Source organism: Halogranum roseipondis, assembly GCF_059695585.1.
The window spans coordinates 667,028-681,791 of the sequence record NZ_CM185235.1 but is presented as its reverse complement, the minus strand read 5'-3'; the positions used below and the strand labels follow the sequence as shown (position 1 = coordinate 681,791).

The window sequence follows — 14,764 nt, the reverse complement described above, 5'->3', positions numbered from 1 at the left end:
GATGGTCGACTTCGAAGACCTGACCGACGAGCAGCAGGCGGCCGCCGACGCTCTCGACCGGAACGTATCGCTCACTGCCGGTGCGGGGACGGGGAAGACGACGACGCTGACGGTTCGCTACATGCGGATGCTCGAACGCGGTCTCGAGAACGACGCTCCGGCCGACGGCGAGTCGCCGCTGCTCCCCGAAGAGATCGTCACGACGACGTTCACCGAACGGGCAGCCAACGAACTCGAGAAGAGCGTCCGCGAGGCCATCACGGAACGGGTCGCGGAGACGGACGCCGAAACCTACGCCGCGTGGCGCGAGGTAGCCGACGGCCTCGAAGAGGGGTACATCCACACGCTCCACGGGTTCTGCTCGCGCCTCCTTCGCGAACACGCCCTGCGTATCGACGAGATCGACCCCGGGTTCGACACGCTCGACGAGGGCGAGACGGCCGCGTTGCTCGACGAGACGGTCGCGACACTGCTGGAGACGCACGACGACCACGAGACCGTCCAGGCGCTCGCTCGGAGATACGACCGCGCCGCGCTCCAGGACGTCGTCACCGACCTGTTGACCGAACGCCCCGGCGGTGTCGAGTGGGCCGACAGATGGGCCGACGCCACCCGGGCGGAGTATCTCGACTACGTCACGACCGAACTGCATCCGGTGTCCCCGGAGCTCGCCGCCGAGCGACTCGCCGACCCGACGTTCGTCGCCGCCGCCGAGACACTCCGCGAGATTATCGAGTCGCCACCGACCGCCGTCGACACCGGCGGCCGGGCGTGGAACCTCGCGAAAGGGGTGGTCGACCAGCTGCGGGACGTGCCGTACGACGACCCCGCTCCGTCGATCGAGAAACGGGAGCGGTTCGTCGCACTGTGTACGCAGCTCACGACGGACGGGAGTCGGTACGCCGAGTCGAGTTACACCGCGGCCAAGACACGCTGGAAGGGAGCCGAAGCCGAAAAAGAGCGGTTCGACGAGGCGATACTGGCGCTCGTCGACGTGCTCGAACCCGAAGAACACCTCTTCTCGGCGTCGATCGCGGCCGACGAGAACAGTTTCCCGTTCGTCCAGGCGCTCGCCCGTCTGACGCAGTTGGCCCACGAGGAGTACACCGACCGGAAACGACGCCGGAACGTCGTCGACTTCACCGACCAGATCGAGTTCGCTCTCGACTTTCTGAAACACACGTCCGACGCACGACGGGCAGCGCTCCGCGACCGGTTCGCGTACGTGATGGTCGACGAGTTTCAGGACACCGACCCGCGTCAGTGGGAGCTCATCGCACACCTCACTGCCGAGAACCCCGAGGCGTTCGACGCCCGAAACGTGTTCGTCGTCGGCGACGTCAAACAGAGCATCTACCGGTTCCGAAACGCCGACGTGACGCAGTTCGCCGAGACCGCACGCGAACTGGCGAGGGCGAACCCCTCCGAGTCGACGGTCGACGAGAGTGACCGGCTCTCGACCAACTTCCGGACGCTCCCGGACGTGCTCGCGTTCGTCAACGCCCTGTTCGACGAGGTGTTCGACCCCGACGGCGAACCGTACGAGGCGGGACCACAGCCGCTCGACCCGTATCGCGACGACCCCGAGGGTCTCGCCAGCGTCGAGTATCTCGCGGTTCCGACCGACGCCGAGTACCGTGCACGTCGGTTCCCCGACGACGACCCGTTCGCCACCGCCACCCCACAGCACGACGCCGAACTCGAGACGACGGCGCTCGCCGCGCGACTCACCCAGTTGTTCGACGACGCCACGCAGGTGTACGAGGAGGACGGTGACGTCGACGACTCGGAGGCGCGTGACGTCGCTCCCGAAGACGTGGCCGTCCTCCTCCGGAGTCGGACCCACCTCAAGACGTACGAGCGTGCACTCGAAGACGCCGACGTCCCGTTCACCGTCGCCTCGGGGCTCGGTTTCTACGAGACGCCCGAGGTGACGGCGCTGCTGAACCTCTTTCGGGCGCTCGCAGACCCGAGCGACGAGCGAGCGCTGTACGGTGCACTTCGGTCGCCCTTGTTCGGACTCACCGACGACACGCTCGCAATGCTGAAACGGGACGACGAGTCGCTGTGGCACGCGCTCACCGAGTCCGACCACGACGCACTCCGAGACGCCGCCGACCTGCTACAGACGTGGCGCGACCACCTCGGTGTCGCCCCCGAGTCGACGCCGCGTCTCGACGGATCGTGGGCCGACTTCCTCACACGCGTCGTCGACGACACGGGGTATCTCGCGAGCGTCAGTGCGGACGAGCGGCCGCGACAGGCCGTCGCGAACGTCGAGAAATTCCGCGAGCAGTTACGCGGTTACAGCGACGAGGGGGTGACCAGTCTTTCGACACTCGTGCGCCGCATCGAGCGACGGCGGTCGCTCAGTGACCGCGAGGGTGAAGCGACGATTCAGGGCGGTGGCGACGGTGTCCGGATTCTCACGGTCCACGACGCCAAGGGGATGGAGTTCCCGGTCGTCGTCGTCCCGGGTGTCGGTCGCGGGTTCAACATGCAAGCCGCCGTCGGCAACGGTCGCGTGGAGTTCGAACAGATCGACGGGGCGTACGCGGTCGGACTCGACGCACCGGACCCGGACGACCCGTTCGAGACGTCGACGACTGTCGCCCGTGAAGCACTCAAGCGCCGTCGAAAAGCAGAGGAACGCGCCGAAGAGAAGCGGGTTCTCTACGTCGCCTGCACTCGGGCGCGTGATCGTCTGCTCCTCACGGGCCTCCACGATCTCGACAGCGACGGCGACCCCACGATGAGCGACGTGGAGGGGGCCGACCCGGAGGAGGCGGCGAGTTGGCGCGACTGGGTCCAGCCACACGTCCTCACCGACGACACGCTCGCCGCTCTCGAGGAGCACGACCGCGTCACCGGGACGCTCGGGGACGCCTCGTTCACCGTGTCGCTGCCGACACCAGCCGTCGACTGGGTCGACGACACGACCGTGCCCGACCCCGGACTCGAACGGTTGGCAGCACCGCCACGGCCCGACCGGCGGTTCAGTCTCTCGCCGACGGCCCTCGCGTCGCTGGTCGACGGCCAGGGGTCGCTCGCTCTCGACGAACGAACCAACACCGTGCGCTTCGAGGACGAGAGCCGAGAGGGGACCGACGACAAGAGTGACGACGCGAGCGACGGACGAGAGACGAAGGGTCTCGCGGGGACCACGTTCGGAGAGATCGTCCACCGACTCTGTGAACTCCGACCACCGGTCGACCGCTGGCAGGACGTCGTCGACCAAGTGTACGATGCGGAGACCGGGCGGCGAGCGGAACCGCTCACGCCCTCCCAGCGGGACCGTATCGTCGACCACGTCGAACGCTCGCTGGCCTACGTCGACGAACTCCACGAACGGTGTGACGTCGAGCACACGTACGACGAACTGGCCGTCGCTGCGGAGTTCGCGCGTGGCGAGATTTCGGGGTTCGTCGACCATCTGGTCGTGACGCCCGACGCGTACCATCTCGTCGACTACAAGACGAACGACGTCGACGCCGACGAGATTCCGGAGAAGGCAGACTACTACCGGACGCAGATGGAAGCGTACGCGATCGCCCTCCACCAACAGGCACCCGACCGGCGGGTGACTGCGACGCTGTACTTCACGACACCCGGTGAACCCTCCCGATTCGACTGGCGTCCCGACGAACTCGACGATCTCGAATCCCGGGTCGAAGCCGAGATTCACGAAGCGATGGACGCGATAGACCAGTAAGGGTCGACTCACACGAGCCCCCTTCTCTCGGTCGAGCGACCGACGTTCGCTCGCTCAGGTCCCCTCGACGAGGCGCTTCAACTGCTCCGGTGGGACGGCACCCCGGGCCGCGTAACCCTCGTAAGCGAACGTCGGCACACCTGTCACACCCTGTTGCTGGGCCTCCGTGAACTGCTCGCGGACCTCCTCGCGGAGCGTCTCGTCGTCGAGCGCCGCGCGGATCTCGTCGCCGTCGACTCCGACGTCTTCGGCGAGGTCGACGAGTAACTCCTCGTCGCCGATGTCTCTCCCCTCTTGCCACAGTGCCTCGAAGACGGCGACGTCGAAGTCGAGCCACGTCTCGTGGTCGTAGTGTCCCTTGACGTAGTAGGAGGCGATCTGCGCGGGCAGCGAGTCGACGTCCGTGGCGATGTCGAGCTCCATCTCGACGTCGTACTTCTCCTGCAGTCGGCGGACGTTCTCTTTGGCCTGTTCGGCTCTGTTGAATCGCCATACAGCGTACGATTTTACTGTTTAATGAGTCGCTTGATGTTGTAGACGACACACATCAGCGTGATTTCACGGAACTCTCGATACCAGTCACGCGCTCGCACGGCGTAGCCGAGCGAGCGCTTCACAGCCGAATTCACAGTTTCAGTCATTGAGCGCTGTGCGTAGCGATCTTAGTCAATTCGAGCGTTGTGTGCATGGTCGTACGGTGCGAAGACGCGATGTTTGATGAGCGGGCGAATCCCGAGTTCCCGCAACGCTTCTCTGAGCGCCTTCTTGTCGTAGCCTTTGTCTGCGGCGAGTGACTGCAGATCGCCCGCGTTCCGGCGGGCGATCTGCTCACAGAGGTCAGCATCACTTCCTTTTCGGGTCGTCGAACAGTGTACGTCAAGGATCGCCTGGCTGTCTGTATCGACGAGTTTCGTGACTTTGAGCTTCTGCACGCGGTAGTTCGTTCGATTGCAGTAGTGGCGGCTTGCTGTATCTCGTTCGTAGAACGTGGCATCGACCGCTCCGTGCTTCGAAGGGTCGTGCAGCTGCGCCGAGTGGCGCAGCAGCACTCGACAGACGCTCATGCTGAATCGGTCGAACGCCTTACACAACGTAGATGGTGAGGGGAGATCGGCCGCTTCGAGGCCGATCTCCCCGATTATTTGCGGCATCTCTTTGAGCAGGTCGATCGTCATGCGGTAGGACGTATCGAGGTAAATCCGCAGACAATGGAGGGAAACGAGGGCATAGTCAGCGAATCCGCCGCCACCTTCCGGGGCGGCGGATTCGTCTCCATCGCCAGTAACCCTTTGAGCAAGCGGCACAATCTCACCAGTGAAGCGGGAGATTTGTGTCATAGGCAACCGAATCTCTCCGCTTCAACTCCTTTGATTTAGCGACCCATCTCGACGCTGTCTAGTGATTCAACACAGCCGCCTGTTCGTAGTAGTCGTCGTCCTTCCCGTCGTCGACCGAGTGGTCGATGGTACCGTCGGAGTTGCGCTTTCCGCTCCGCAGGTCGAACGGACGCCAGTCGACGGCGAGTTCCTCCTCGCGGGTTTCCTGATACTGCTGCAGCGAGTGCCGACCGAGGTAGCAGAACGGACAGACGTAGTCCGAGTACACGGTGATCCGTTCGGGATGCTCCTGACTCATCGTGTCTCGACGGTCGGCCGGGAGGGAGAAGAGCGTTGGTCGGGTGTGCGACCCCCGCGGGCGGGCGAGTCCGCCGTCCGACGACTGTCGTGACTTTTCGCGCTTGACGTTAACACGTCTCTAAGCACCGCCGTCAGCGACGCTTATCCCCTGAATAATAATGCAGAAGACGGGAGTAGCGAGCGACGAGATGGCCAGTCGAACTCCAGACGCCCAGGCGGACGCGACGAGAGCGACGAACGTAGACGAGCAGTCGGCGGGCGGACGCGACCCCGGTGTCGCCTACGACGACGAGGCGTGGACCGCGACGCGGACGGTCGAACGACGGGAGAACCTCGCCGTCGGCGACTCGGTCGTCTTCGAGAAGTCCGTCTCCGCGGACGACGTCGACACGTTCGCCCGCACCAGCGGCGACACCAACCGGCTCCACCTCGACGGCGAGTTCGCGGGCGAGACGCGGTTCGGCGGGCGCATCGCCCACGGGACGCTCGTCTCGGGACTCGTCAGCGCGGCGCTCGCTCGCCTCCCGGGCGTGACGGTCTATCTGTCGCAGGAGACGTCGTTTCACGCGCCGGCGACGATGGGCGGGCGGTTTACCGCCGAGTGCGAGGTCGTCGAAGACCTCGGCGACTGGCAGTACCGACTGACGACCGTCGTCACCGACGAGGAGGGGACCGAACTGATCGACGGCGAGGCGGTCGTCCTCGTCGACGAACTGCCGGAGCAGAACGTGGCGTCGGCGGTCGACGGGTCGCCGTCGGCCGAGAACGGACCGACCGACCCGCGAGAAGAGTGAGCGGCGCTCGGCCGTCGCGGTCAGCGACGCTCAGCGCGTCTTCGTCCGCTCTTCGATCCGCTCTTCGAACCACTGCCACTCGCGGGTGAACTGCCCCGACTCCTTGAGGTTCCACGGGTCGGGGTCGGTGACGATCGAGCCCAGTCGGTACGACTGGAGCATGTTGACCACCCAGAGGATCGCCGCGAAGCCGAGGAGGAACGCGCCGGCGGTGGCGACCTGCTGGAGCAGTTCGAACTGGACGGGGTACTGCGCCGACCGGCGCGGCAGCCCCATCTGTCCCATGATCATCATCGGCGTGAACGTCACGATGACGCCGACGATGCTCAGATACGCCTGTGTCCGCGCGAGCGTCTTGTTGTACATCCGCCCCGTGAGGATGGGGAACCAGTAGTAGCTCGCGGCGAACCCGGCGAAGGCGATGATCCCCATCACGATGAAGTGGAAGTGACCGACGACGTAGTAGGTGTCGTGCAGGAGGACGTCGACCGGGATCGACGCGAGGAAGATGCCGGTCACCCCGCCGATGACGAACAGCCCGATGCCGCCGACGCAGAAGATCATCGGTGCGGTGAGGCGGATCCGTCCCGTCCACATCGTCGTCATCCAGTTGAACGTCTTCACCGCAGAGGGGATGGCGATGGCGAGCGTGACGACCATGAACGACGCCCGCAGGCGCGGGTCGATGCCGGTCGCGAACATGTGGTGTGCCCAGACGCCGAACGAGAGCACGCCGATGGCGAGCGTCGAGTAGACGACGAACTTGAACCCGAACAGCCGCCGCCCGGAGAACTTCGGGAGGATGAGGCTGACGAGGCCGAACGCCGGCAACACGAGGATGTACACTTCGGGGTGGCCGAAGAACCAGAACAGATGTTGCCAGAGGATGGGCCCACCGCCCTCGACGACGAAGAACGTCGTCCCGAAGTTCCGGTCGAGCAGCAGCATCAGAACCGCGCTCCCGAGCATCGGGAACGCGAAGATGATGATGCCGCTCGTGGTCAGCATCGTCCACGTGAAGATGTCGAGGTTGCTCCAGCCGACGCCCTCGCCGCGTTCGGTGAACACCGTGACGAGGATGTTGATCGCGCCCATGATCGTCGCGAGCCCGCTCAGATGGAGTCCGAGCAGGAGGATGTCGACCTGCGGGTTCGCCAGCTGCGTCGCCAACGGTGTGTAGAGCGTCCACCCCGTCGTCGGCGGTTCGAGTGCGAAGAGGACCTCGCTGCGGACGCCGACAGTGAGCAGCATCTTCGCCATGATTTCGGTGATGAGTCCCGCTCGCACCATGAAGAACGCCGGCGGCAGCAGCCAGAAGGCGATGGCGTTGATGCGGGGGAACGCCATGTCGTCGGCGTCGAGCAGGATGGGGAGGAAGTAGTTGGCGAACCCGGTGAACACGGGCGTCACGAAGAAGAACAGCATCGTGAACCCGTGGGTGGTGAACAGCGCGTTGTACGTCTCGGCGGTCCAGACGTCGGTCGTCGCGGTGAACAGTTCGGTACGGATCATCATCCCGTCGGTCCCGCCCCAGAGGGCGGCGACGGTCCCGAACAGGAGATACAGGATGCCGATGTCCTTGTGATCGACGGTCGTCAACCAGCGGAACACGCCGAGCGGCTTCTCGGTTCGGACGCGCGTCCCGCGCAAGAACCCTCCGTCGGCGGCGGCGGTGTCGGCGGCGGTGTCGCTTCCACCGTCTCGACGAATTCGGTGGACGACCGCTCCGACGGCGAGGGTCGTGAGAACGAGTGTCACGAGAACCAGCCCGGATGCGAACGCTACCACGGGTACCACGTCCCAGTACAGGGGGTCCCGACGAGCATATCCCCCCTTAGGACGGGGAGGCCAAATAGCTACCCGCCGCAGGAACTACCGTGATGTTTCGACCGAGGGCGTCTCGTCGATTCGGTCAGCCGTCGTCCCGGTGAGCCGTCCGTACACCGCGCCGAGGACGAACCCGTAGGCGAGATGCGAGAGGAGCGTGAAGACGGCGTAGATGACGAGCAGCGGGCCGCCGAGGTCGCCGCGCCCGAGGATGAGGAAGGCGACCCAGAGCGCCGTCGCGAACACCGCCCCGCGGGTGGCCGGGTCCGGCCCCGTCGGAATGTACTCTTCGAGCGCCAAGAACAGCAGCGGCCACGCGAGCCCGCCGGCCACGAGGAACAGGACGAACCCGAGCGAGACGTTCCCCGGCTGGCCGGCGAAGCGGGCGACCGCTTCGAAGACGCCGATCCGTTCGCGTGTCTCGACCTCCAAGAGGAGCAACAGGAGACTCATCACCGCCATCCCGGCGACGCCGCCGGCGACGGCGCTCACCGGGTGGCGAAGGTTCCGTAGCGCGTACTCCAGATACCCCTCGTCGCTGCCTCCGTCGGTCCGCGGCGTCTGCATGGGCCACGCTACACGGCCTTCCCTGAATAAGACTCCGGCTATCACATTCCGAGCGTCCATCCCGTGCAACCCCCGGTCGTCGGCCGGAGCGACCCTCCAGGCGCTCGCTCCGGGGCACACAACTTAGTACAACCAAATAATACCACCACCTATGTCCGAACTCGGCAAGATAGACAGGGCGTTCTTCGACGAGTACGTGTACCCGAACCTGGGTGCCGACCGCGACGACGTCCGCCTGCCACCGCAGCACGGCGTCGACTTCGGCGTCGTCGACGTCGGCGACCGTGCGGTCGCGCTGGCGACCGACCCCGTCTTCGTGATGCCCTCGCTCGGCTTCGAGCGCGCGGCGTGGTTCGCCTTCCACATCCTCGTCAGCGACGTCGCGGTCTCCGGGTTGCCGCCGACGCATCTGGCGGTCGACTTCAACCTCCCGCCGGAGATCACCGACGACCAGCTCCGGACGCTGCTGGAGACGTTCGACGCCGAGGCCCGCGAGTTGGACGTCGGCATCGTCACGGGTCACACCGCCCGCTACGCCGGCTGTAACTACCCGATGGTCGGCGGCGCGACGAGCGTCGCCGTCGGTGACCCCGCCGACCTCGTGCGGCCCGACGGCGCGCGCGTCGGCGACGCCGTCGTCGTCACCAAGGGACCGGCCGTCGAGGCGACCGGCCTCCTGAGCCTCCAGTTCGACCCGCTCATGCGGGAGGGCGGCCTCGACGACGCGACCGTCGACGCGGCACAGGACCGCTTCGACGACATGAGCCCGGTCAGAGACGCGATGGTCGCTGCGGCGGCGGGCGACGTCACCGCGATGCACGACGCGACCGAGTGCGGCGTCTACGGCGGCCTCTACGAACTGGCCCGCGCGGCGGGCGTCGGCATCGACGTCGACCGCGACGCGATCCCCGTCCTCCCGGGCGTCCGCGAGGCCTGCGAGTTCTTCGGCATCGACCCGTGGCACGCCATCAGCGAGGGGACGCTCCTCGTGACGGTCCCACCGGACGAGGCCGACGCCGTCCTCGGCGCGCTCGACCGGGAGGGCATCCCGGCGGCCGCCGTCGGCGAGGTGGTCGAGGGGTCCGGACTCCGCGTCGACGGCGAGGAGGTCCCCCATCCGGAGGTCGACCCGTTCTGGGGGGCGTTCGAGGAGTACATGGCCGAGCTGCAGGCACGGGAGGGCGAAGAGTGATGCGCCGACCCGCACCTGCCTCGCCGCCCGTCGCGCTCACCGTCGCCGGCAGCGACTCCGGCGGCGGCGCGGGAATCCAGGCCGACCTGAAGACGATGGAGGCCCACGGCGTGTTCGGGACGTCCGTGGTGACCGCCGTGACCGCACAGAACACCCGCGGCGTGTCGTCCTCGCACGTGTTGCCGACGAGCGAGATCGAGGCCCAGTTCGACGCCGTCGTCGACGACTTCGAGCTCGGGGCGGTGAAGACGGGGATGCTCGCCACCGCCGACGTCGTCGAGACGGTGACCGAGCGACTCGCCGCCGTCGACGCGCCGGTCGTCGTCGACCCGGTGATGGTCGCGACGAGCGGCGACCGTCTGCTCTCGTCGGACGCCGAGTCGGCCTACGAGGCGCTCGTCGCCGCCGCCACGCTCGTCACGCCGAACGTCGACGAGGCCGAAGTGCTCACCGGCGTCGACGTCACCGACGACGAGAGCGCACGCGAAGCGGCCGAGGGGCTGATCGAGATGGGGGCAAAGGCGGCGCTCGTGAAGGGCGGCCATCTCGACGGCGACACCGTCGTCGACACGCTGGTCGTCTCGGACCGAATCCGCGAAGGTCACACCGACGGCGCACCGGGCGGTCTCGGCACCCATCGGTTCGAACACCCCCGCGTCGACACCGAGGCGACCCACGGGTCGGGGTGTGCGCTGTCGAGCGCCGTCGCCGCCACCCTCGCTCGCGGCGACTCGCTGGTCGAGTCGATGAGGGGAGCCACCGACTTCCTCCAGCGAGCGGTCAGATACGGACTCGACGTCGGCGAGGGGCCCGGGTCGGTTCACCACCTCGTCGGCCTCCGCGAACGGGCCGACCAGCAGGTGACGGTCGAGGAGGTGGCCGCCGTCGTCGAACGGTTCGTCGACCGCGACGTCTCGCTGCTCGTCCCCGAGGTCGGGATGAACGTCGTCGGCGCGACGCCGTACGCCGAGTCGCCGGACGAGACGGCGGCCGTCGAGGGTCGCATCACCCGGACGCTCTCGGGGGTTCACCCCAATCGAGGGGTCCGACTCGGCGCGTCGAGCCACGTCGCGCGCTTCCTGCTGGCCGCCCGCGAGGTCGACCCGACCCTCCGATTCGCCGTGAACTGCCGGTTCGCCGACGACGTGGAGGCCGCGTTGGCGACGCTCGACGGCGCCGTCGCCGAGTTCGACCGCGCGGCCGAACCGGACGACTCCGCGGCGGTCGAGGGGAACACGATGCAGTGGGGTGCGCGCCGCGCCTTCGAGTCGGCCGGCGAGACGCCCGTCGCCGTCGTCGACCGCGGCGCCCACGGGAAGGAACCGATCGTGAAACTGCTCGCGGCCGACGCCGAGACGGTGGTCGAGCGGACGCTGACGCTCCAGGAGGCGGTCGAGGCCGAACAGTAGCCCGAGAAGGCGAACGGCCCACCGGTCCGGCGCAAACGATTTCGCCGCCGGGCCCGTCTGCCGACCATGGACACCCGCCTCTCCGCGACCGCGGCGCTCGCCGTCCTCCTGCTCCTGTCGGGGTGTGCGACCGTGACTGTCGAGTCTGACGTCGCCGCCGACGGCACAATCGACCGCTACGAACTGGACCTGAACACGTCGACGACCGTCTACGACCTCCTGAATCAGGCCGCCGTCGACGAGGGGTACGAGTCGCTGGCCGGCCAACTCCGGGCGAACATCAACACCTCGAACGCCGACAACGTCAGCGTCAGCCAGTCGCTCGACGGCGACCGCGCCTCGGTGACGCTCGTCGTCACCGGCTGGGACCCCGCCGACGCCGAACGCCTGAACGTCACTCGCACCGACGGGACGGTCGTCTACGAGGACACCACGTTCTACAACGCCTCGGTCGGCGACGCGGGCGGCGGCGTCGACGTCACCGACTTCGAACTCCGCTACGTGGTGAACATGCCGGGCGACGTCCAGCGCGCCGAGGGAGCCTCCTCGGTGAACGGGTCGACGGTGACCTACGAGGCCAGCGGCCGAAGCGCGTTCACGACCACCCGCGTCTACGTCGAGAGCGACGCACCGACCGGCGTGTTAAGTCCCGGATTCGGCGTCGTCCCCGCCGTGGTCGCGGCGCTCGTGGCGACGCTCGCGGTGGCGCTCCTCGCTCGCCGCTCCCAGTGAACGACGAGTTCGATCGTGTCTGACGGTCGTCTGACAGGCCGAAACCTACACTTTTCCCCCGCCGAACCACTCACACGTCGCGTCGGTCGCACCGCACGGACAGGGTAGGGACGGCCCGTGTGGAGCGACCTGCGACACACCGGAAACCCACAGCGCTTTAGCCGCTGTCTCCCCCAGCACTGTCTATGACTGCAACGGGTATCGTCGGGGAGTTTCTCGCCCTCAAGGAGGAGACGGACGCCGATATTCTGGCGATGCAGTGCGGCGACTTCTACGAGTTCTTCGCCGACGACGCCGAGTTGGTCGCGAAGGAACTCGACCTGAAGGTGTCACAGAAGTCCTCGCACGGTTCTTCCTACCCGATGGCGGGCGTCCCGCTCGACGACCTCACACCCTACCTCAAGGCGCTGGTCGAACGCGGCTACCGGGTCGCCGTCGCCGACCAGTACGAGACGGAGTCCGGCCACGCCCGCGAGATCCGTCGTCTCGTCACGCCCGGCACCCTACTGGAGACGACGGACGCCGACGCGCAGTACCTCGCGGCGCTCGTCCGCGACGACGAGGGGTTCGGCCTCGCCTTCGCCGACGTCACCACGGGGCGCTTTCTCGTCACCGAGGTCGACGACGCGGCCGACGCCCACGCCGAACTCTATCGCTTCGCCCCCGCCGAGGTGCTGCCGGGGCCGGACCTTCGGAGCGACGACGACTTCCTCGCGAGTCTGCGGGACGGCACCGACGCCTCGCTGTCGTTACACGAGGCCGAAGCGTTCGCACCGGGGCGCGCCCGCCACCGCGTCCGCGAGCAGTTCGGCGAGGCGGCGCTCGCGAGCGTCGGTCTCGACTCCGAACGCGCCGTCCGGGCTGCGGGGGCCGTCCTCGCCTACGTCGACGAGACGGGCGCGGGCGTCCTCCAGTCGATGACGCGCCTGCAGGCGTACCACGCCCGCGACCATCTCGAACTCGACGCGACGACCCAGCGGAACCTCGAACTCACCGAGACGATGCAGGGGCGACGCGACGGGTCGTTGCTCGACACGCTCGATCACACCGTGACGAGTCCGGGCGGACGACTGCTCCGCGAGTGGCTGACCCGCCCGCGCCGCGACCCCGACGAGTTGGAACGCCGCCAGGCCTGCGTCTCGGCGCTCGCCTCGGAGGCGCTCGCCCGCGAGCAGGTCCGCGACGTCCTCGACGGCGCGTACGACCTCGAACGCCTCGCCAGTCGCTCGGCCAGCGGGAGCGCGGGCGCGCGAGAACTGCTGTCGGTCCGCGACACGCTCGCCGTTCTCCCTGACCTCGTCGACGCCATCGACGGCAGTCGGTTGGCCGACTCGCCGCTCGGCGACGTCGTCGACCGACCGGACCGCGAGGCGGCGGCGGCGCTCCACGGCGAACTGGCCGACGCACTCGCCGACGACCCGCCGAAGACAGTGACGCAAGGAGGGTTGTTCCAGCGCGGCTACGACGCCGAACTGGACGACCTCATCGAGCGTCACGAGGCCGCAGAGCAGTGGCTCGACGAACTCGCCCCCCGCGAGAAGCGCGAACACGGAATCCAGCACCTCCAGGTCGACCGCAACAAGACCGACGGCTACTACATCCAGGTCGGCAAGTCCAACACCGACCGCGTCCCCGACCACTACCGCCAGATCAAGACGCTCAAGAACTCCAAACGCTACGTCACCGAGGAGTTAGAGGAGAAGGAACGCGAGGTCCTCCGCCTCGAGGAGGTCCGCGGCGACCTCGAGTACGAACTGTTCGAAGAGCTGCGCGACCGCGTCGCCGAGCGGGCCGAACTGCTGCAGGACGTCGGCCGCGCGCTCGCCGAGGTGGACACGTTGTCGTCGCTGGCGACGCACGCCGCCGGCAACGACTGGGTCAGCCCCGAGTTGGACGAGGGCGACGCGCTCGAGATCGAGGCCGGTCGCCACCCCGTCGTCGAGCAGACCACCGACTTCGTCCCGAACGACCTCCGACTCGACCGCGAGCGCGGCTTTCTCGTCGTCACCGGCCCGAACATGTCCGGGAAGTCGACCTACATGCGACAGGCCGCGCTGATTACCCTCCTGGCGCAGGTCGGCAGTTTCGTCCCCGCCCGCAGCGCGACGGTCGGCGTCGTCGACGGCATCTACACCCGCGTGGGGGCGCTCGACGAGTTGGCGCAGGGACGCTCGACGTTCATGGTCGAGATGCAGGAGTTGTCGAACATCCTCCACAGCGCCACCGAGGACTCGCTCGTCATCCTCGACGAAGTCGGCCGCGGAACCGCCACCTACGACGGCATCTCCATCGCGTGGGCCGCCACGGAGTATCTCCACAACGAGGTGCGCGCGAAGACGCTCTTTGCGACCCACTACCACGAACTGACGAGTCTCGCCGACCACCTCCCACGTGTCGAGAACGTCCACGTCGCGGCCGATGAGCGCGATGGTGACGTGACCTTCCTCCGAACCGTCGTCGACGGGCCGACCGACCGCTCCTACGGGATTCACGTCGCCGACCTCGCGGGCGTGCCGCGCCCGGTCGTCGACCGCGCGACGGACGTGCTCGACCGCCTGCGCGACGAGAAGGCGATCGAGGCCAAGGGTGGCGACGGCGGCGGCGAACCCGTCCAGGCCGTCTTCGACCTCGGGTCGGGGCAGTTCTCGGGTGAGAGCGGGTCGGCAGACGCAAGCGAGTCGTCGGGAGCGTCCGGCGACGAAGGTACTGCGGCCGTCGCCGCGACGAACGGTCGTGCCGACGCCGACGCGTCCCAACTCGACGCCGAGACCGAGGCAGTGCTCGACGAACTCCGTTCGACGGACGTCAACGAGACGTCGCCGGTCGAGTTGATGGCGAAAGTCCAGCAGTGGCAGGAGACACTTCACGACGAGTGAGACGAGCGATCCGACACG

Annotated in this window: 8 protein-coding genes and 3 pseudogenes; 6 read left to right on the top strand and 5 right to left on the bottom strand. The window is 67.4% G+C overall.

The features are described from left to right. Position 1 precedes the first annotated feature (1 nt). Positions 2-3,712, top strand: a complete 3,711-nt coding sequence (locus EOHIBHHM_RS03670; RefSeq protein ID WP_497254743.1) for a UvrD-helicase domain-containing protein — start codon at positions 2-4, stop codon at positions 3,710-3,712. 54 nt (positions 3,713-3,766) lie between these two features. Here EOHIBHHM_RS03670 and EOHIBHHM_RS03665 read toward each other — a convergent pair. The 3 pseudogenes from EOHIBHHM_RS03665 to EOHIBHHM_RS03655 form a co-directional block, all read right to left on the bottom strand. Then, positions 3,767-4,186, bottom strand: a pseudogene (locus EOHIBHHM_RS03665) (DsbA family oxidoreductase); the annotation flags it as partial. A 32-nt stretch (positions 4,187-4,218) separates the two neighbouring features. Continuing rightward, positions 4,219-5,049, bottom strand: a pseudogene (locus EOHIBHHM_RS03660) (IS5 family transposase). Between the two features lie 76 nt (positions 5,050-5,125). Beyond that, positions 5,126-5,347 (bottom strand): annotated as a pseudogene (locus EOHIBHHM_RS03655) (DsbA family oxidoreductase); the annotation flags it as partial. Positions 5,348-5,537: 190 nt separating this feature from the next. On the opposite strand from EOHIBHHM_RS03655, the gene EOHIBHHM_RS03650 reads away from it, so the two are divergent. After that, entirely contained in the window at positions 5,538-6,143 is a 606-nt protein-coding gene (locus EOHIBHHM_RS03650; protein WP_497254741.1) for a MaoC family dehydratase, read from the top strand. 30 nt (positions 6,144-6,173) lie between these two features. Here EOHIBHHM_RS03650 and EOHIBHHM_RS03645 read toward each other — a convergent pair whose 3' ends face one another. Continuing rightward, positions 6,174-7,931, bottom strand: coding sequence for a cbb3-type cytochrome c oxidase subunit I (locus EOHIBHHM_RS03645; protein WP_497254739.1), 1,758 nt, complete (start codon positions 7,929-7,931; stop codon positions 6,174-6,176). 84 nt (positions 7,932-8,015) lie between these two features. Further along, on the bottom strand, positions 8,016-8,537 hold the full coding sequence (locus EOHIBHHM_RS03640) for a DUF6789 family protein (RefSeq protein WP_497254737.1): 522 nt from the start codon (positions 8,535-8,537) through the stop codon (positions 8,016-8,018). A gap of 151 nt (positions 8,538-8,688) precedes the next feature. Between EOHIBHHM_RS03640 and EOHIBHHM_RS03635 the strand changes: the two genes are divergently transcribed. From EOHIBHHM_RS03635 to mutS, 4 genes are all read left to right on the top strand, one after another. After that, entirely contained in the window at positions 8,689-9,729 is a 1,041-nt protein-coding gene (locus EOHIBHHM_RS03635) for an AIR synthase family protein (RefSeq protein WP_497254735.1), read from the top strand. Continuing rightward, on the top strand, positions 9,729-11,138 hold the full coding sequence (gene thiD / locus EOHIBHHM_RS03630; RefSeq protein WP_497254733.1) for a bifunctional hydroxymethylpyrimidine kinase/phosphomethylpyrimidine kinase: 1,410 nt from the start codon (positions 9,729-9,731) through the stop codon (positions 11,136-11,138). Before EOHIBHHM_RS03635 ends, thiD begins: the two co-directional genes overlap by 1 nt. Positions 11,139-11,204: 66 nt before the next feature. Further along, on the top strand, positions 11,205-11,870 hold the full coding sequence (locus EOHIBHHM_RS03625; RefSeq protein ID WP_497254731.1) for a hypothetical protein: 666 nt from the start codon (positions 11,205-11,207) through the stop codon (positions 11,868-11,870). 185 nt (positions 11,871-12,055) lie between these two features. Continuing rightward, on the top strand, positions 12,056-14,746 hold the full coding sequence (mutS, locus tag EOHIBHHM_RS03620) for a DNA mismatch repair protein MutS (protein ID WP_497254729.1): 2,691 nt from the start codon (positions 12,056-12,058) through the stop codon (positions 14,744-14,746). Positions 14,747-14,764: the final 18 nt, after the last annotated feature.

What these genes read in the sequence shown, in the direction of transcription:
- EOHIBHHM_RS03650 (WP_497254741.1), top strand. Translation starts at nt 5,538, where the DNA reads ATGGCCAGTCGAACTCCAGACGCCCAGGCGGACGCGACGAGAGCGACG.
- EOHIBHHM_RS03635 (WP_497254735.1), top strand. Translation starts at nt 8,689, where the DNA reads ATGTCCGAACTCGGCAAGATAGACAGGGCGTTCTTCGACGAGTACGTG.
- thiD (WP_497254733.1), top strand. Translation starts at nt 9,729, where the DNA reads ATGCGCCGACCCGCACCTGCCTCGCCGCCCGTCGCGCTCACCGTCGCC.
- EOHIBHHM_RS03640 (WP_497254737.1), bottom strand. Translation starts at nt 8,537, where the DNA reads ATGCAGACGCCGCGGACCGACGGAGGCAGCGACGAGGGGTATCTGGAG.
- EOHIBHHM_RS03625 (WP_497254731.1), top strand. Translation starts at nt 11,205, where the DNA reads ATGGACACCCGCCTCTCCGCGACCGCGGCGCTCGCCGTCCTCCTGCTC.
- EOHIBHHM_RS03670 (WP_497254743.1), top strand. Translation starts at nt 2, where the DNA reads ATGGTCGACTTCGAAGACCTGACCGACGAGCAGCAGGCGGCCGCCGAC.
- mutS (WP_497254729.1), top strand. Translation starts at nt 12,056, where the DNA reads ATGACTGCAACGGGTATCGTCGGGGAGTTTCTCGCCCTCAAGGAGGAG.